Source organism: Amycolatopsis sp. CA-161197, from assembly GCF_050942255.1.
Lineage (GTDB): Bacteria > Actinomycetota > Actinomycetes > Mycobacteriales > Pseudonocardiaceae > Amycolatopsis.
This window is the reverse complement of record NZ_CP192059.1, coordinates 849,066-865,825: the sequence shown is the minus strand read 5'-3', so window position 1 is coordinate 865,825 and position 16,760 is coordinate 849,066. Positions and strand designations below refer to the sequence as shown.

14 protein-coding genes are annotated in these 16,760 nt (G+C 72.4%); 3 read left to right on the top strand and 11 right to left on the bottom strand.

Going from position 1 to position 16,760, the window contains the following annotated elements:
• Positions 1-399 precede the first annotated feature (399 nt).
• On the top strand, positions 400-1,545 hold the full coding sequence (gene wecB, locus ACQPXB_RS04320) for a non-hydrolyzing UDP-N-acetylglucosamine 2-epimerase (RefSeq protein WP_432857285.1): 1,146 nt from the start codon (positions 400-402) through the stop codon (positions 1,543-1,545).
• Here wecB and tsaD read toward each other — a convergent pair.
• From tsaD to tsaB, 3 genes are read right to left on the bottom strand one after another with little or no spacing between them, the layout of a single operon-like run.
• On the bottom strand, positions 1,542-2,588 hold the full coding sequence (tsaD, locus tag ACQPXB_RS04315; RefSeq protein ID WP_360597482.1) for a tRNA (adenosine(37)-N6)-threonylcarbamoyltransferase complex transferase subunit TsaD: 1,047 nt from the start codon (positions 2,586-2,588) through the stop codon (positions 1,542-1,544). The two genes, wecB and tsaD, sit on opposite strands and share 4 nt — an antisense overlap.
• The gene (gene rimI / locus ACQPXB_RS04310; RefSeq protein ID WP_366575724.1) at positions 2,588-3,070 is read right to left on the bottom strand and encodes a ribosomal protein S18-alanine N-acetyltransferase; all 483 of its coding nucleotides are present in this window, start codon (positions 3,068-3,070) and stop codon (positions 2,588-2,590) included. Before rimI ends, tsaD begins: the two co-directional genes overlap by 1 nt.
• Positions 3,067-3,732: a tRNA (adenosine(37)-N6)-threonylcarbamoyltransferase complex dimerization subunit type 1 TsaB gene (gene tsaB / locus ACQPXB_RS04305; protein ID WP_366575725.1), complete on the bottom strand. Its 666-nt coding sequence runs from the start codon at positions 3,730-3,732 to the stop codon at positions 3,067-3,069. Before tsaB ends, rimI begins: the two co-directional genes overlap by 4 nt.
• Before the next feature lie 156 nt (positions 3,733-3,888).
• Between tsaB and ACQPXB_RS04300 the strand changes: the two genes are divergently transcribed.
• Complete coding sequence (locus ACQPXB_RS04300; protein ID WP_432857282.1) at positions 3,889-5,310, top strand: acyl-CoA synthetase; 1,422 nt, start codon at positions 3,889-3,891, stop codon at positions 5,308-5,310.
• Positions 5,307-6,623: a carboxyl transferase domain-containing protein gene (locus tag ACQPXB_RS04295; RefSeq protein WP_366575727.1), complete on the top strand. Its 1,317-nt coding sequence runs from the start codon at positions 5,307-5,309 to the stop codon at positions 6,621-6,623. The genes ACQPXB_RS04300 and ACQPXB_RS04295 overlap by 4 nt, the downstream gene beginning before the upstream one ends.
• A 614-nt stretch (positions 6,624-7,237) precedes the next feature.
• Here ACQPXB_RS04295 and tsaE read toward each other — a convergent pair.
• From tsaE to glmS, 8 genes are all read right to left on the bottom strand, one after another.
• Entirely contained in the window at positions 7,238-7,699 is a 462-nt protein-coding gene (tsaE, locus tag ACQPXB_RS04290) for a tRNA (adenosine(37)-N6)-threonylcarbamoyltransferase complex ATPase subunit type 1 TsaE (RefSeq protein ID WP_432849586.1), read from the bottom strand.
• Entirely contained in the window at positions 7,696-8,787 is a 1,092-nt protein-coding gene (locus ACQPXB_RS04285) for an alpha/beta fold hydrolase (RefSeq protein WP_432849584.1), read from the bottom strand. The genes tsaE and ACQPXB_RS04285 overlap by 4 nt, the downstream gene beginning before the upstream one ends.
• The gene (gene alr, locus ACQPXB_RS04280; RefSeq protein ID WP_366575732.1) at positions 8,784-9,902 is read right to left on the bottom strand and encodes an alanine racemase; all 1,119 of its coding nucleotides are present in this window, start codon (positions 9,900-9,902) and stop codon (positions 8,784-8,786) included. The genes ACQPXB_RS04285 and alr overlap by 4 nt, the downstream gene beginning before the upstream one ends.
• A gap of 42 nt (positions 9,903-9,944) precedes the next feature.
• The gene (locus ACQPXB_RS04275; protein WP_386946415.1) at positions 9,945-11,048 is read right to left on the bottom strand and encodes an ABC transporter ATP-binding protein; all 1,104 of its coding nucleotides are present in this window, start codon (positions 11,046-11,048) and stop codon (positions 9,945-9,947) included.
• A 3-nt stretch (positions 11,049-11,051) separates the two neighbouring features.
• On the bottom strand, positions 11,052-12,491 hold the full coding sequence (xylB, locus tag ACQPXB_RS04270; protein WP_366575736.1) for a xylulokinase: 1,440 nt from the start codon (positions 12,489-12,491) through the stop codon (positions 11,052-11,054).
• Positions 12,481-13,284 (bottom strand): DeoR/GlpR family DNA-binding transcription regulator, encoded by an 804-nt coding sequence (locus ACQPXB_RS04265; RefSeq protein ID WP_366575738.1) that lies wholly within the window; start codon positions 13,282-13,284, stop codon positions 12,481-12,483. Before ACQPXB_RS04265 ends, xylB begins: the two co-directional genes overlap by 11 nt.
• Before the next feature lie 85 nt (positions 13,285-13,369).
• On the bottom strand, positions 13,370-14,842 hold the full coding sequence (locus ACQPXB_RS04260; RefSeq protein WP_432849580.1) for an NAD(P)H-hydrate dehydratase: 1,473 nt from the start codon (positions 14,840-14,842) through the stop codon (positions 13,370-13,372).
• A 16-nt stretch (positions 14,843-14,858) separates the two neighbouring features.
• Positions 14,859-16,721, bottom strand: a complete 1,863-nt coding sequence (gene glmS / locus ACQPXB_RS04255) for a glutamine--fructose-6-phosphate transaminase (isomerizing) (protein WP_432849578.1) — start codon at positions 16,719-16,721, stop codon at positions 14,859-14,861.
• Positions 16,722-16,760 lie beyond the last annotated feature (39 nt).

The following is a 16,760-nucleotide window of genomic DNA, read 5'->3' as shown; positions in this document are numbered from 1 at the left end:
CCACAACCACGCGGGTGGGAGCGGCCGGACGCGGAAACCCGCGCGGCCCTCCCGGGCCCGATGCGTCAGCGGCGAACCGATGACCACAACTACAAGACGACAGCCCGCACCCGCCGAGGTAGACCCGAGCCTGGGGAACCTTCTCGGGCCTACCTCGGCGGCCACCGGCGTAGTCGTCGCAAGCAGCGTGGGCGCAAGCGACTGCCGGGACTCACGCGGCCCCGCTTGGCGTGGACGCGAACCGCGGAGCCGCCAGGCGCGCGGAAGCAAGACACAAACGAACAACACAAGACCCCCGCCGGCCGCAGCCCGCGGTGATTCGCGGCCGGTGAAAGGCCCGGTCGTTCTCTCGAACGTCGATGAGCTGGGGTTTCCGGGACACTCGAAAGTGTGGAACACGTGGACGTGATGTTGCTGGCCGGCACGCGGCCGGAGGCGGTGAAACTGGCGCCGCTCGTCGTGGCGCTCGAGGGGCGTGCCGGGGTACGGCCCGTGTTGGTGCACAGCGGCCAGCACCAGGGGATGGTGGAGCAGGCGCTCGTGCCGTTCGGGCTGGGCGTGGACGCGTGGCTGGACGTGCCGGAGCGGGTGAGCGGGACGCAGGCCGAGCTGGTGAGCGGGCTGCTGCCGGCGTTGGACGCGCAGCTGCGGAGCCTCAGGCCGGCGGCGGTGGTCGTCCAGGGCGACACCACGACGGGGCTGGCGGGGGCGCTGGCGGCGTTCTGGCTGGGGATTCCGGTGGTGCACCTCGAAGCCGGGCTGCGGACGAACGATCTCGCCGCGCCGTTCCCCGAAGAGGGCACGCGGCAGATGGTGGCGCGCATCGCGGCGTTGCACCTGGCGCCGACCGAAGCGGCGGCGAAGGCGTTGCGCGCGGAGGGCGTCGCCGACGAGAAGATCGTGCTGACCGGGAACACGGTCGTCGACGCGGTGCTGGCGATCACGGCGCGCGACCTGCCCGCGCACGATCCGGCGCTGGCGTTGCTGGAGATGGAGATCGCGGAGGCCGGGGAACGGCTGGTGCTCGTGACGTCGCACCGCCGGGAGTCCTGGGGCGAGCCGCTGGATCAGACGCTGAGCGCCGTGCGGCGGATCGTCGAAACCCATCCCGACGTGCAGGTGTTGTTCCCCGTCCACCCCAACCCGGCGGTGCGGGCGCAGGTGACGGCGACGCTCGGCGGCGTCGAGCGCGTGACGATCACCGAGCCGCTCGAGTACCCCGACCTCGTGCGCGCGCTGCGGCTGGCGTCGCTCGTGCTCACGGATTCCGGCGGCATCCAGGAGGAGGCGCCGACGTTCGGGACGCCCGTGCTGGTGCTGCGCGAGGTCACGGAACGCGCCGAGGCCGTCGACGCCGGGTGCGCCTGGCTGGTGGGCACGGATCCGGAGAAGATCACCGGCACCGCGACCCGGCTGCTGGCCGGGAGCCTGTGCCCCGCGCAGACGCCGAACCCCTACGGCGACGGCCACGCCGCCGAGAAGGCCACCACCGCGATCGAGCGCCTGCTGGGCGTGAAAACCGCACTGCAGCAGGCCCACTCCTAGAGCGAGACGATCTCCACCGACAGCCCCGGGGTGGCCGAGAACTCCCACGGTGCCGTCGGCCGCCCGGCCGCGACGACGTGGGCGCCGAGCGCCGCGATCATCGCGCCGTTGTCCGTGCACAGCCGGGGCCGCGGCACGCGCAGCTCGATGCCCGCTGCGGCGCAGCGTTCGGCCGCCAGCTCGGACAGCCGGGAATTCGCGGCGACACCGCCGGAGATCACGATGGTGCCGATCCCCTGCTCTTGAGCCGCCTTCACGGCCTTCGCGGTCAGCACGTCCGCCACGGCCTCCTGGAACGAAGCCGCGACGTCGTTCACCGGCACTTCGCCACCGTCGCGTTCGACGTTCTCCACCCACCGCGCCACGGCGGTCTTCAAGCCGGAGAACGAGAAGTCGAACTTCGCGTCGCGCGGACCCGTCATACCGCGCGGGAACGCGATGGCGGAACCGTTGCCCAGCCGGGCCGCCTTGTCGATCGGCGGCCCACCCGGGTACGGCAGGTCCAGCACCCGGGCGACCTTGTCGTAGGCCTCACCGGCGGCATCGTCCACAGTGGACCCGATCTCGGTGATCTTCGACGCGATGTCGTCCACGCGCAGCAGCTGCGTGTGCCCGCCGGACACCAGCAGCGCGAGCACCGGCGAGGGCAACGGACCGTGCTGCAGCGTGTCCACCGCGATGTGCCCGGCCAGGTGGTTCACGCCGTAGAGCGGCACGTCGAGCGCCGACGCGTAGGCCTTCGCCGCCGACACGCCGACCAGCAACGCGCCGGCGAGCCCGGGCCCGGCCGTCACGGCGATGGCGTCCACATCGGACAGCTTCAGCCCGGCCGTCGCGAACGCCCGCTCGGCCGTGGGCACCATCGCTTCGAGGTGCGCGCGGCTGGCGACCTCGGGCACCACGCCGCCGAAGCGCGCGTGCTGCTCGACGCTGGAGGCGACCTCGTCGGCGAGCAGTTCCACCGCGCCGTCGTCGTGCAGGCGGACGAGGCCGACGCCGGTCTCGTCGCAGGAGCTCTCGATGCCCATGATGACGCGCGACATCAGCCGGCCACCTCGTCTTTTGCCGGGGTCCGCGCCGGGCGGGCCATGGTGAACGCGTCGGCACCGGAGGGCTGGTAGTAGCGCTTCCGGATGCCGAGCTTCTCGAAACCGTGCCGTTCGTAGAGGCCGACGGCCGTGTCGTTGTCGGTGCGCACCTCGAGGAACACGGGCGCCGACACCTCGTCGGCGCGCTCCAGCAACGCCCGCAGCAGGGCCTTGCCGATGCCCTGGCCCTGCGCCTCAGGCACCACGCCGATGGTGTGGATCTCCGCCTCGTACTCACCGCGGCGGCCGACCACGGCGAGGCCGCCGTAGCCGAGCAGCTCGGTTCCGTCGTCGGTGCGCGCGGCCAGGTAGAAGTGACCCTGGTCGAGCTCCGAGTGGAACGCGCGGGCGCTCCACGGGTCGTCGCCGGGGAAGAGCACCTGCTCGATCTCCGCGCAGCGCTTCGCGTCGCTGCGGCGCAGGCGGTCGAGCTTCATGGCGACGTCACCCTCTTGCGAGCGGTGGGCTCGACGGCGTCGGGGCGGCGCAGGTACAGCGGCGTCAGTGGCTCGGGCGTCGCGCCGGACAGCAGCGCTTCGCGCGCGACGCGGACCAGCCCGGACGGCGACGGGAACCGCGGCTCGATGGGCACGACGCCGACCGCGTCCGCGTACTGCAGCGCACCGTCACCGGCGGCGACGCGCGAAGTGGTCTCGACCTCGGCGGGACGCTGCACGTGGGGACCGCTCACGCGCGTGCCGGCCGCGTCGTACTCGGCCCAGTACACCTCGCGACGACGGGCGTCGGTGAGCACGAGGAACGGCTTGTCCGTGCGCACCACCTCCGCGGCGATCGCGTCGAGGCTGCCGACCGGGTAGACGGGGATGCCGAGCGCGTGGCCGTACGCCGCGGCCGTGGCCATGCCGGCGCGCAGGCCCGTGAACGGGCCGGGGCCGACGCCGCACACGATCGCGTCGAGGTCGCGCAGGGTCACGCCCGCTGCCTCGGCCGCCGCGAGGGCGTGGGGCGTGATGAGCTCGCCGTGGGCTCGCGGGTCGACCGTGACGCGGTCGGCCCGGGTGGTCAGTTCCGACTCGTCCACGGCGACGATGCCCGCGGTCACGGCCGGGGTCGAGGTGTCGATCGCCAGTACCAGCACGGTTTCCCAGCTTACGTCCAGTCCGAGAGTGACAGGCTGGCGGGCCGAAGGGGCAACCCCACAACCGTGTGAATCGCGTCGCAGGTGGCCGAGGTCACGGCGCGGTACGGTGCCGGTGAGACGCCCGCCGACGCCGCGCCGCAGGAGGTCCTCACCGTGCCCGATCCGCTGTTCCCCGCGATCACCGACGGTTCTCCCCGGGAGGCGTTGCGGTTCGGTGACCAGGCGCTCACCTACGCCGAGCTGGGCGCGGTCGCCGGTTCCCTGGCGAGCGAGCTGCCCGCCGGCCGGGTCGCGGTGTGGGCGACGCCGACGCTGCACACCAGCGTCGCCGTGGTCGCCGCGCTGCTCGCGGGGGTGCCCGTGGTGCCGCTGAACCCGAAGATCGGGGAACGCGAGCTCGCTCACATCCTGGCCGACAGCACGCCGGCGCTGGTGCTGGCGGAGGCCGGCGTCACGCTTCCCGACGGGCTCGCGGAGCTCGAACGCCGGGACATCCCGCTCACCGGGTCGGGGTCCGTGCCGGCTGCCGAGCCGGACGCCGAGGCGCCCGCGTTCATCGTCTACACCTCCGGCACCACCGGCCCGCCGAAGGGCGTGGTGCTCCCCCGCCGCGCGGTCTCGTCGACGCTGGACGCGCTGGAGGACGCGTGGGAGTGGACCGGCGACGACGTGCTGGTGCACGGGCTGCCGCTGTTCCACGTGCACGGGCTGATCCTCGGGATCCTCGGCCCGCTGCGCCGGGGTGGCTCGGTGCGGCACCTCGGGCGGTTCTCGACCGAGGGCGTCGCGAAGGAACTGACCAGCGGCGCGACGATGATGTTCGGCGTCCCGACGATGTACCACCGGATCGCGGAGACGGTGGCTTCGGACTCCGCGCTGGCCGCGGCATTGCGCGGGGCCCGGCTGCTGGTGTCCGGGTCGGCGGCGCTGCCCGTGCACGACCACCAGCGCATCACGGCGGCGACCGGGCAGCAGGTCGTGGAGCGCTACGGGATGACCGAGACGCTGATGAACACCAGCGTCCGCGCTGACGGCGAGCGCAAGCCGGGCACGGTCGGCGTGCCGCTGGCGGGTGTCGAGCTGCGGCTGGTGGACGAGGCGGGCGTCGAGATCACTGAACTGGAGACCGTCGGCGAGATCCAGGTGCGCGGCCCGAACCTGTTCACCGAGTACCTCAACCGGCCGGACGCGACGGCTGCCGCGCTTGCCGACGGCTGGTTCCGCACCGGCGACATGGCGACGCGCGACGCCGACGGGTACGTGAAGATCGTCGGGCGCAAGGCCACCGACCTCATCAAGAGCGGCGGGTACAAGATCGGCGCCGGGGAGATCGAGAACGCGCTGCTGGAGCACCCGGGCGTCGCCGAGGCGGCCGTGACGGGAGAGCCGGACGACGATCTCGGCGAGCGGATCGTGGCGTGGGTGGTGCCTTCGGGCTCGCCGCCTTCGGCTGCCGAGCTGGCGGATCACGTCTCGAAATTGCTGGCCCCGCACAAGCGGCCGCGGGTCGTGCGTTTCCTGGATGCGTTGCCGCGCAACGACATGGGCAAGATCCTGAAGCGAGCGCTGGGGTGAGGCCCTCGGCCCGCGAGGTCATCGCGCAGGTGTCGACCGGGTTCACTGAACTGTCTGATGTGGACGGTAGTGTCGACGATCCACTCGGCTGGCCCGGCTACCGCGACGCCTACGCGGCGGCCGCGGCACGGACGGGCGAGACGGAGTCGGTGATCGTCGGTGAGGCGCTGGTGGGTGCGACGCCCGCGGTGCTGGTGGTGTGGGAGTTCGGGTTCCTCGGCGGGTCGATCGGGCGCCGGACCGGTGATCGGGTGGAGGCCGCGTTTTCCCTGGCGCGGTCGCGGAAACTGCCCGTGGTGGCGTTGATCGCGACGGGCGGCAGTCGCATGCAGCACGGCATGCGCGCGTTGTCCCAGCTGCAGCGGATCGCGCGCGCTTCGGCGGCGGCGCGGGCGGACGGCGTCGCGCAGATCTCCGTGCTGCGCGACCCCACGACCGGCGGCGGCTGGGCGACGCTGGGCGCGAGCGCCGACGTGGTGCTCGGCTTGCCGCTGGCGCAGGTGGGTTTCGCGGGCTCGCGCGTGCGGCCGGCGACGTCGCCTTCGGAGGCTTACACGGTCGAGGCGAAGTACGAGTGGGGGCAGGTCGACCAGCTGGTTTCGCCTTCTTCGCTCGGGTCGGTGCTGGAGCGTTGGCTGCGGCTGGTGACTTCGCGGTCTTCGTCGCCGGCCCCTCCCCCGGCGGCTCTGCGTGACGTGCCGGTGCCCTCGACCGGCTGGGACGCCGTCCGCGCCGCCCGCTCCTCTCGGCGGCCCCGCGCGGCCTCGTACCTGGACGCCTACTTCGACTGGCACGAGCTCCTGCGCGGCGACCGCACCGGCGCCGTCGACGACGGCGTCCTGTGCGGCTTCGGCTGGCGCGACGGGCGCGCGCTCGCTTTCGCCGCCCAGTGCGGCACCGCGACGCGTCCGGCGGGCTTCCGCACCGCCGCGCGTCTGGTCCACCTGGCCTCGCGGCTCGGCATCCCGGTCCTGACGCTCGTCGACACCCCCGGCGCCGCCAACGACGCCTCCGCCGAAGAGGGCGGCGCCGGGCCGGCCATCGCCTCGCTGTTCGAGGCCATCGCCACCGCGACGGTGCCGGTCACCACCCTGGTCATCGGCGAGGGCGGCTCCGGCGGCGCCCTGGCCTTCGCGGCCCCGGACAACACCTGGATCGCTCCGGACGCATACTTCTCGGTCACCTCGCCGGAAGCCGCGGCCGCGATCTTGAAACGCCCCATGACGGAGATCCCAGCCACCGCCGACCAGCTCCGGCTGCGCCCTCAGGACCTCGTCGAACTCGGCTTGGCGCGGGGGATCGTCAAGGCCTGAACGGTGCGGCCGGCCACCCACCGAGTTGCCGGCCACGATGCACTTGCCACTCACACCGGCAAGCTGCCACCCGACGGCGCGCCTTGCCAAATACCACCGACACTTGCCAAACGTGGCTCGTGGATGCCGCAAAGGTGGACAGCTTGCCAGCCGCAGCCGCCAACCAAGCAGCCGACTTGCCACACGCCTCGGCACGCGGCCAGTCAACGGCGCACCTTGCCAACCCTCAACACGGCTTGCCGCCCCGAGCCCGCGAACGCCACAGAAGCGCGCAGCCTGCCGGAGAGCCGCCGCGCCCAGCCGACTTGCCACACGCCCCGGCACGCGGCCAGTCAATGGCGCGCCTTGCCAAGTATCAACGAGGCTTGCCCCGGGGAGCGTGCGATTGCCATAGGGGCGGGCAGCTTGCCGGGTCTGAGTCGCCAGTCGCGTGGCGGGCCTGCCAGAGGCGGCGGCAAGTTGCCATGCGACGGCGGAGCTTGCCGAACGTCACTGAGGTTTGCGGCAAGGGATCACGGGTTGCCACAGAGATTGGCAGCTTGCCATGGGAAAGGCAGCCGGATGCAGGCCCGCCGCGATGGGATGGGCGAAGGGCGTCGTGCGGGGGCCGGAGCCTAGGCCGTCGGCAGGGCCGACATTCGGGAGGCCCAAGAGCCGTGCGGTTCGAGCGAGATCTCGCGCACGTCGTCGTCGCGGCGGGACATGCGCACGACCAGGTAGTCCGAGGACAGCCGTTCCGCCGAGCCCTCGCCCCACTCCACCACGACGGCGGAGCGTTCCAGGTCCGTGTCGAGGTCCAGGTCGTCGAGCTGGGCGAGGTCGCCGCCCAGGCGGTAGGCGTCGACGTGGATGAGGGGCACGCCGGCAGCGCCCGGGGCGTGGACGCGCGCCAGCACGAACGTCGGGGAGCTGACGCGCCCGCCGACGCCGAGGCCGTCGGCGATGCCGCGCGTGAGCGTGGTCTTGCCGGCGCCCAGCGGGCCCGCCAGGAGGACCAGGTCGCCCGCGCGCAGGGATGCGCCCAGGGAGCGGCCGAAGGCCATCGTGTCGTCGGGGGTCGCGAGAAGGAACGTCACCGTGTCCACCACCAGTTCCGCCGGTTGGGTGCGGCGCTTCCGGAACAGCGCTGCAGAAGATCGATGAGCCGGCCCGTGACGAGGTCGGGCTGTTCGAGCTGCACCATGTGGCCCGCGCCACGCACGCGGACGAGCTCGGCCTCGGGCAGTTCGGCCGCGATGCGCTCGGCGTGCGAGAACGGCGTGAACCGGTCGGAGTCGCCGCCGATCACGAGGACCTGGGTGTGCTTGAGGCCCGCCAGGGCGGCGTAGCGGTTGTGGCTGCCGAGCGTGCCGACGAAGTTCACCAGGCCGCGCACGGGCGTCACGGCGAGCATCGCGATCATGAAGTCCACCAGCCGCGGCGAGACGTCGCGGCTGCCGAACGCCAGGCGCCGCACGGCTTGCCGTTCCAGCTGCCCGCCGGCCGCGCGCACGAACTCCACCAGGCCCGGCTGCCAGCCCGCGAGGTTGCCGACGCCGCGCGTCAACGGGTTGTACTTCGACAGCAGCGAACGCGGCAGCCCGCGCGCGCCCACCTCGCCCGCGGCCGTCGCGATGAACGCGACCCCGCACACGCGATCCTCGAACAGCGAAGGGTTCTCCGCCGCCAGCTCCATGATCACCATGCCGCCCAAGGAATGTCCCATGAGGACGATCGGGCCCTCGGGCACCATCGCGCGCAGCACGCTGTCGAGGTCGTGCGCGAGCTGTTCGATGGTGCTGGTGTCGGCCGTCGCCGCGCCGGAAAGGCCGTGGCTGCGGTGGTCGTAGTACACCTGCCGCACGCGCGGCAGCCGCAGCGCCGCGATGGCGCGGCGCTGGAAGTGCCAGGACTTGCGTGACAACGCAAACCCGTGCACGCCGACCAGCGTCACCTCGGGCTCGCCGCCGTCTTCGGGGTCGATTTCTTCCACCGAAAGCGGCGTGCCGTCCTCGGCCGCGACCGTCGACGTGCGGTCGGGCTTCAGCTCGCCCAGCTGCTCGTCCACGTACTGGTCCTCACTCTGCCTGCGTTGCTGCGCCGCGACGAGGGCCGCGGCGGCCGTACCCGTGGCCACCGCGCCGAGACCGCCGACGATCGCCCACAACCGAGCCGAAGGGCTCACGGCCTCTCCCCCAGGTACCGCCGCTGCACGCGCGGACGGTACATCGACGTGACGATCTCGTAGTCGATCGTGCCCAGCTTGTCGGCCCACTCGCGCGCGGTCGGCTCACCGCTCGCACCGGACGCGAACAGCACCACCTCTTCGCCGACCGCCGGGGCGTCGTCACCGCAGTCGACCACGAGCTGGTCCATGCACACGCGCCCGACGACTTCCCGCCGTCGCCCGCCCAGCCACACGTCCATGCGGCCCGACAACGACCGCGGCACCCCGTCGGCGTATCCGGCCGGTACGAGGGCCACGGTGGTGTCCCGCGAGGCCGTCCACGTGTGTCCATAGGAGACGGACTCGCCTGCGGGCAGGCGTTTCGTGAGCGCCACGGCCGCGCGGAACGTCATCGCCGGGCGCAGGTCTTCGTGCTGCGGCACGGGGTTCAGCCCGTACATCGCGATGCCGGGCCGCACGAGGTCGAAGTGCAGGTCCGGCCGCGTCAGGACGGCCGCGGAGTTGGCCAGGTGCCGCAGCGGGTCGAGCCCGGCAGCACGCGCGACGTCATAGGCATCGGCGAAGCGCTTGGCCTGGATGTCGATCGACGGGTGGCCCGGCTCGTCGGCGCACGCGAGGTGCGACCAGACGGCGACCACGTCCACGTCGGACGAAGCAGCGGCCGCGGCGACCAGCGCGGGCCAGTCGGCGGGCTGACAACCGTTGCGCGACAAGCCCGTGTCGATCTTCAGGTGCACGCGCGCGCGACGACCCACCTGCTTCGCGGCCGAAGCGATGCGCTCAAGCTCGTCGACCGAGCTCACACCCAGGTCGATGTCCGCGAGAATGCCGGGCCCGAAGTCGACCTCCGGCACGTCGAGCCAGCTGAACAGCCGCACCGACAGCCCGGCGTTCCGCAGGTCCAGCGCCTCACCCAGCGAGCACGTGCCCAGCCAGGTGGCGCCCGCCTCCACCGCGGCCCGCGCGACGGGGACCGCGCCGTGGCCGTACGCGTCGGCCTTGACCACGGCCATCACGGCCGAGCCGGCGGCACGGCCGGCCAGCAGGGCGACGTTGTGGCGCACGGCGTCGAGGTCGATCACGACCTCCGCGCGCGGGAAACTGGCAGTCATAGCGACCGCCAGTTTCCCATGCGGGTCCGACAGGGCAGTGCGTCAGGGCAGGCGCAGCCCGGTGGTGCCGGAGAACACGTGCAGCTCGTCGGGACGGATCCGCAGGTGCAGGGTGTCGCCCATCGACGGCGTCTGGCGCGGGTCCACGCGCACGACGACGTTCTTCGACGCGCCCTCGGCGGCCAGGTCACCCGCGCCGCCGGCGAGCTTGCCGTAGACGAACGCGTCGGAGCCCAACTCCTCGACCAGGTCCACCTTGATGGGCAGCGTGCCGTTGGTGTCGGTGGTGGCTTCGAGCGACTCGGGGCGGAAGCCCAGGGTCACGGTGTCACCGTCGGCGGCCGAGCGGATCGACGCCGCCAGCGGCACGCTCGCGCCACCGATCTCGGCGCCGTCGGCCGTGAGCTTCGCCGAGACGAGGTTCATGGCGGGCGAGCCGATGAAGCCGGCGACGAACACGTTGGCCGGGTGGTCGTACAGCGCGCGCGGGGTGTCGCACTGCTGCAGCAGACCGTCGGACAGCACGGCCACGCGGTCGCCCATCGTCATGGCCTCGACCTGGTCGTGCGTCACGTACACGGTGGTGACGCCGAGCCGGCGCTGCAGCGCGGCGATCTGCGTACGCGTGGAGACACGCAGCTTCGCGTCCAGGTTGGACAGCGGCTCGTCCATGAGGAACACCTGCGGCTCACGCACGATCGCGCGGCCCATGGCGACACGCTGGCGCTGACCACCGGAGAGCGCCTTCGGCTTGCGGTCGAGGTACTGCTCGATGTCCAGCAGCTTCGCGGCCTCGAGCACCTTCTGCTTGATCTCCGACGCCGGGCGGCCCGCGATCTTCAGCGCGAAGCCCATGTTCTGCGCGACGGTCATGTGCGGGTACAGCGCGTAGTTCTGGAACACCATCGCGATGTCGCGCGAACGCGGCGGCAGCTGCGTCACGTCGCGGTCGCCGATCCAGATCGAACCCTCGTCGACATCCTCCAGGCCCGCGAGCATGCGCAGCGCGGTCGACTTGCCCGAACCCGACGGGCCGACCAGCACGAGGAACTCGCCGTCGGAGATCTCCAGCTCGAGTGCGTCGACGGCGGGCCGCTCGGTGCCGGGGTAGCGCCGGGTCGCCTTGTCGTAGGTGATGGTGGCCATCGGTCAGTCCTCTCCGAATTTCGCGGGAACCCCGTGCGCGGCTTCCCGCACTTCGAGGTGGCGTCGCTGGATTTCCTTGCCCGCGGCGCGTTGCGCCTCGGCCGGCTCGTCCAGCACGAGCCGGTTTCCAGGTCCTTCGGCCACCCACGCGGGTGGTTCGGCGGTGCCCGCCAGCGCCCAGGCGGCCTGGCGGGCGGCACCGAGGGCGACGTACTCGCCCGTCTCGGGGATCACCACGGGCACGCCGAGCACGATCGGCGCCACGGCCCGCACGGCCGCCGACTGCGCGCCGCCACCGATGAGCAGCACGCGGCGGACGTCCATACCCTGCGCGCGCACGGCGTCGAGGCCTGCGGCCAGGCCGCACAGCATGCCCTCGACGGTGGCGCGGGCCAGGTTCTCGGGCGTCATGTTCGCCCTGGTCAGGCCGTGGAGCGAGCCCGTGGCGTCGGGCAGGTTGGGGGTGCGTTCGCCGTCGAGGTACGGCAGCAGCGTGAGCCCGCCGGCGCCCGCTTCCGCGGCGAGCGCGAGGCGGTCGAACTCGGCGAGGTCGACGCCGAGCATGGTCGCGCCCGCGGTGAGCACGCGGGCGGCGTTCAGGGCGGCGGTGAGCGGCAGGAAGCGGCCGGTGGCGTCGGCGAACCCGGCGACCAGGCCGCTCGCGTCGGCCGAACCGGTCTCGGTCACGCCGAAGACGGTGCCGCTGGTGCCGAGGGAGATCACGGCGTCGCCGGGCGCGAGCTCCAGCGCCAGCGCGGCGGCCATGTTGTCGCCGGTTCCGGCGGAGACGAGCAGGCCGTCTGACGTGTGTCCGGCGACATCGGCGGGGCCGAGCACGGTCGGCAGCTCGGGCGTGCGGCCACCGAACGCGTGGGCCAGGACGTCGACGCGGTAGGCGTTCTCCGTCGGCGAGAAGTAGCCGGTGCCGGACGCGTCGCCGCGGTCGGTCACGGCCTGCTCGGGCTTGCCGAGCAGGCGCCAGGTGAGCCAGTCGTGCGGCAGCAGGACACGAGCGACGCGGTCGGCGTTGGCGGGCTCGTGCTCAGCGAGCCAGCGCAGCTTGGTGACGGTGAAGCTCGCGACCGGCACCGAGCCCACGGACTTGGCCCAGACACCGGCACCGCCCAGTTCCTCGGTGAGGTCCTGGGCGGCCTGCGCGGAGCGCGTGTCGTTCCAGAGCAAAGCGGGGCGAACCACCTCGCCGTCCTCGTCGACCGTGACCATGCCGTGCTGCTGGCCGCCGATGCCGAGGGCTTTCACGCCGTCGAGCAGCCCGTCGGTGGCCTCGCCGAACGCCTGCCACCAGGCCGCGGGGTCGACCTCGGTCCCGTCGGGGTGCGGCGCGCGGCCGGTGCGCACGACGGCGCCCGTACGGGCGTCGCAGACCACGACCTTCGTCGACTGGGTCGACGAGTCGATCCCGGCCACCAGCTCAGCTGTCATAGGGCTGCCCCTCCTCGACGTGCTCGACGGTCTCCACGGCCGTGCCGGCGTTGAGCGCGGCCTCGATCTCCTCGGTCGGGGTGATCTCGCTGGTGATCAGGAGGTCGTAGTCGCCGACGTCGCCGTGCGCGAAGGTCGCGGTGCGGCCGAACTTCGAGTGGTCGAGCACGAGCACATTGCGGTTCGCGGCGCGCAGCACGGCCTTCTTGAGCTCGGCGTAGTCCTGCACGGGGTGGAAGAGCCGGCCGACGGCGACGGCGCTCACGGACACGAACGCGATGTCGGCGCGCGTGCGTTCCAGCAGCGCCAGCACGTCGGGGCCGGAGCAGGAGTCGTATTCCGGGTGGTAGCGGCCACCGGCGACGACGACGGTCACGCCGTCGCCCAGCAGCTTGGCGGCGCGCAGGGAGTTGGTGATCACGGTGAGGCCGTCGAGGTCGGCCAAGCGCTCGACCAGGGGGAACAGCGTGGTGGAGTCGTCGACGAACACCGTCTGGCCGGGTTCGACGTGCTTGATCGCGGCCTCGGCGAGGGCTTCCTTCTCGGCGGAGTGCAGCGTGAAGCGGCTGGCGGTCTCCATCGTCAGCGCCGGGTAGGCCTCGACCTTGCCGCGCAGCTTGCGCAGGAGGCGGCGGTCGGCCAGGTCGTCGAGGTCGCGGTGCATCGTCATGAGACTCACGCCGAAGCGGGCAGTGAGGTCGTCGATGCGCGCCTCGCCGAGCTCGATGACGTGGTCGAGGATATCCTGCCGCCGCTGCTCCACGGCCGCGTCGGACGGGCGAGTCCTAGGCACGGCGCACCTCACCGTCGACCCGGTTGAGGGTCACCTGATCGGGGGCGCCAGTGCTCACACCTCGTTCTTACCAGATTTTATCGCGTTAGTTAACGGGTAACTCGATAACTTCTACGTCGCTGGTGCCCCGGACGAGCTTGAGCGCCCCCGGGATCGCGTCGACCAGACCGGACGCGGAGGTCGGCACGCCGTCCGCGGCCAGCGCCCCGGCGAGCGAGTGCACCTGCGCGCCCGCGGCGGCGGCCAGCCACGGGTCGAGGCCGGCGGCGAGCAGCGACCCGATGACGCCGGTGAGGACATCGCCGGAGCCGGCCGTCGCAAGCCAGGAGCCGCGCGGGGTGTTGACGGCGACGCGGCCGTCCGGCGCGGCGATCACGGTGCAGTGGCCCTTGAGGAGCACGACGGCGTTGTACTTCCTCGCGGCGTCGCGGGCGGCCTGCACGCGGTCGGCGCCGGGGCGCGCGCCCATGAGGCGTTCGTACTCGCCGGCGTGGGGTGTGAGCACGAGCGGGGTGTCGGGGTCGCGGGCGTCCAGAACCTCGGGGTGCTGGGCGATGATCGTGGTGGCGTCCGCGTCGGCGCAGACGGGCACGCCCTGGCCGAGGATGTGGCGCAGCACTTCACGGCCTTCGGAGCCGGTGCCGATGCCCGGGCCGACGACCCAGGCCTGCACGCGGCCGGCGTCGGTGACCGAGCCCGTCGCGACGATCTCTGGCCAGCGCCCGCGGACCACGTCGGCCGCGCGGCCGGCGTAGCGGACCATGCCGGCGGTGGCGTGCACGGCGGAGCCCGAGGCGAGCACGGCCGCGCCGGGGTACGTCGCCGAGCCGGCGGCGATGCCGACGACGCCCTGGCTGTACTTGTCGTCGCCCGCGCCGGGGATGGGCCAGAGGTCGGCGAGGTCGGTGAGCTCCAGGCGGCGCAGGTCGGGTTCGCCGAGCTCGGGGCGCAGGCCGATGTCGACGAGCACGACGTCGCCGCACTGCCGGGGCGCGAGCGCGTGGACGGGTTTGGGGGCGCCGAAGGTGACGGTGAGCGCGGCGGTGACATGCGGGCCGTCGACGGCGCCGGTGTCGGGGTCGACGCCACTGGGGAGGTCCACGGCGACGATGGGGGCGTCGATGTTCTCGATCAGCCGTGCCGCGTCCGGGCGCAGCGGGCCTTTGCCGGAGATTCCGACGATGCCGTCGACCACCACGTCGGCCTTTTTGATCCACCGTGGACTGTCCTCAATGGACACCACGCGGCCGCCGGCTTTCCGTAGGGCCGCCAGTCCCTTCGCGTGCGCCTTCTCCGGCTTCAGCAGCACCGCCGTGACGGCCACGCTGCGGCGACGCAGGAACGCGCCGGCCCACAGGGCGTCGCCGCCGTTGTCGCCGGAGCCGACGAGCAGCACGACTCGTCGGCCGGCGACGCCGCCGGTGCGTTCGGCCAGGAACCCCGCGAGGTGCGTGGCCAGGCCGAACGACGCCCGGCGCATCAGCTCGCCGTCGGGCGTGACGGCGAACAGCTTGCCCTCCGCCTCGCGAATCCGTTCCGTGGTCCAGATTCCCTGCACGGCGGGGGCCTTTCTGCTATTCGACAGTGACCGACTTCGCCAGGTTACGCGGCTTGTCGACGTCGTACCCGCGGGCGCGGGCGATCTCCGCGGCCAGCACCTGAAGCGGCACGGTGGAGACCAGCGGCTGCAGCAGCGTCGGCACGGCGGGGATCTCGATCAGCTCGTCGGCGAACGGCCGCACCGCCTCGTCGCCCTCTTCGGCGATCACGATGGTGCGGGCGCCGCGGGCCTGGATCTCGCTGATGTTGGAGACCAGCTTGGAGTGCAGCACCGCGCGGCCCTTGGGCGAGGGCATGACGACGACGATCGGCAGGCCTTCCTCGACCAGCGCGATCGGGCCGTGCTTGAGCTCGCCGGCGGCGAAGCCCTCGGCGTGCATGTAGGCGAGCTCCTTGAGCTTCAGCGCGCCTTCGAGGGCGACCGGGAACCCGACGTGGCGGCCGAGGAACAGCACCGCCTTGGAGTCGGAGATCCGGCGGCCGAGGTCGCGGACCTGGTCCACAGTGGACAGCACCTTCTGCACGGCGGCCGGCATGGCCTCCAGCTCGGCGAACTCGCGGGCGACCTCGTCGGGGTACTTCGTGCCGCGCGCCTGCGCGAGCGCCAGGCCCACGAGGTAGTTGGCGGCGATCTGCGCGAGGAACGCCTTCGTCGACGCGACGCCGATCTCGGGGCCGGCGTGCGTGTACAGCACGGCGTCGGACTCACGGGGGATCTGCGCGCCGTTGGTGTTGCAGACGGCGAGCACACGGGCCTTCTGTTCGCGGGCGTGCCGCACGGCTTCGAGCGTGTCGGCCGTCTCGCCGGACTGGGACACGGCGACGACGAGCGTGTCGCGGTCGAGCACCGGGTCGCGGTAGCGGAACTCACTGGCGAGCTCGACCTCGACGGGCAGGCGCGTCCAGTGCTCGATGGCGTACTTGGCGACCAGGCCCGAGTGGTAGGCGGAACCGCAGGCGACGACGAAGACCTTGTCGACGTCCCGCAGGTCCTGGTCGGAGATGCGCTGCTCGTCGAGGATGATCCGGCCGGCCTCGAAGTGGCCGCGCAGCGTGTTGGCCAGGGCTTCGGGCTGCTCGTCGATCTCCTTGAGCATGAAGTACTCGTGGCCGCCCTTCTCGGCGGCGGACAGGTCCCAGTCGACGGTGAACGGCTTGGCCTGCGCGGCGTCGCCGTGGAAGTCGGTGACCTCGTAGCCGTCGCGGGTGATGATCACCAGCTGGTCCTGCCCCAGCTCCACGGCCTCGCGCGTGTGCTCGATGAACGCGGCGACGTCGGACGCGACGAAGTGCTCGCCCTCCCCGACCCCGACCACCAGCGGCGAGGAACGGCGGGCGGCCACGATGGTGTCCGGCTGGTCGGCGTGCGTCACGACCAGCGTGAACGCGCCCTCCAGCCGCCGGCACACGGCCGCGACGCTGGCGGCGAAGTCGTTTTTGGTGTCACCGCTGTTGTACGCCCGGGCCACCAGGTGCGCGGCGGTCTCGGTGTCGGTGTCGCTCGCCATCTCGACACCGTCGGCCTCGAGCTCCGCGCGCAGGGCGGCGAAGTTCTCGATGATGCCGTTGTGCACCACGGCCACCTTCCTGGTGGCGTCCTGGTGCGGGTGCGAGTTCCTGTCCACGGGCGCGCCGTGCGTCGCCCAGCGGGTGTGGCCCATGCCGGCGGTGCCGGTGAAGCCATCCCTGCCCACGACGTCGAGCTGAGCCTCCAGGTTGGCGAGCCGACCTGCCTTGCGCTCGACCTTCAGCGCGCCGGCGCCGTCGAGCACCGCCACCCCGGCCGAGTCGTAGCCGCGGTACTCCATCCGCCGCAGGCCACCGAGGACCACATCCAGCGCCGGCCGGTGTCCGACATATCCCACGATTCCACACACGCGAACAAGCCTAACGAGGGATGTCCAGTCCCCTACTCC

Excerpts from the sequence above, each read along its gene's own strand:
- tsaD (WP_360597482.1), bottom strand. The coding sequence starts at position 2,588 with ATGTCGCGCGTCATCATGGGCATCGAGAGCTCCTGCGACGAGACCGGC.
- rimI (WP_366575724.1), bottom strand. The coding sequence starts at position 3,070 with ATGAAGCTCGACCGCCTGCGCCGCAGCGACGCGAAGCGCTGCGCGGAG.
- ACQPXB_RS04275 (WP_386946415.1), bottom strand. The coding sequence starts at position 11,048 with ATGGCCACCATCACCTACGACAAGGCGACCCGGCGCTACCCCGGCACC.
- xylB (WP_366575736.1), bottom strand. The coding sequence starts at position 12,491 with ATGACAGCTGAGCTGGTGGCCGGGATCGACTCGTCGACCCAGTCGACG.
- alr (WP_366575732.1), bottom strand. The coding sequence starts at position 9,902 with ATGACTGCCAGTTTCCCGCGCGCGGAGGTCGTGATCGACCTCGACGCC.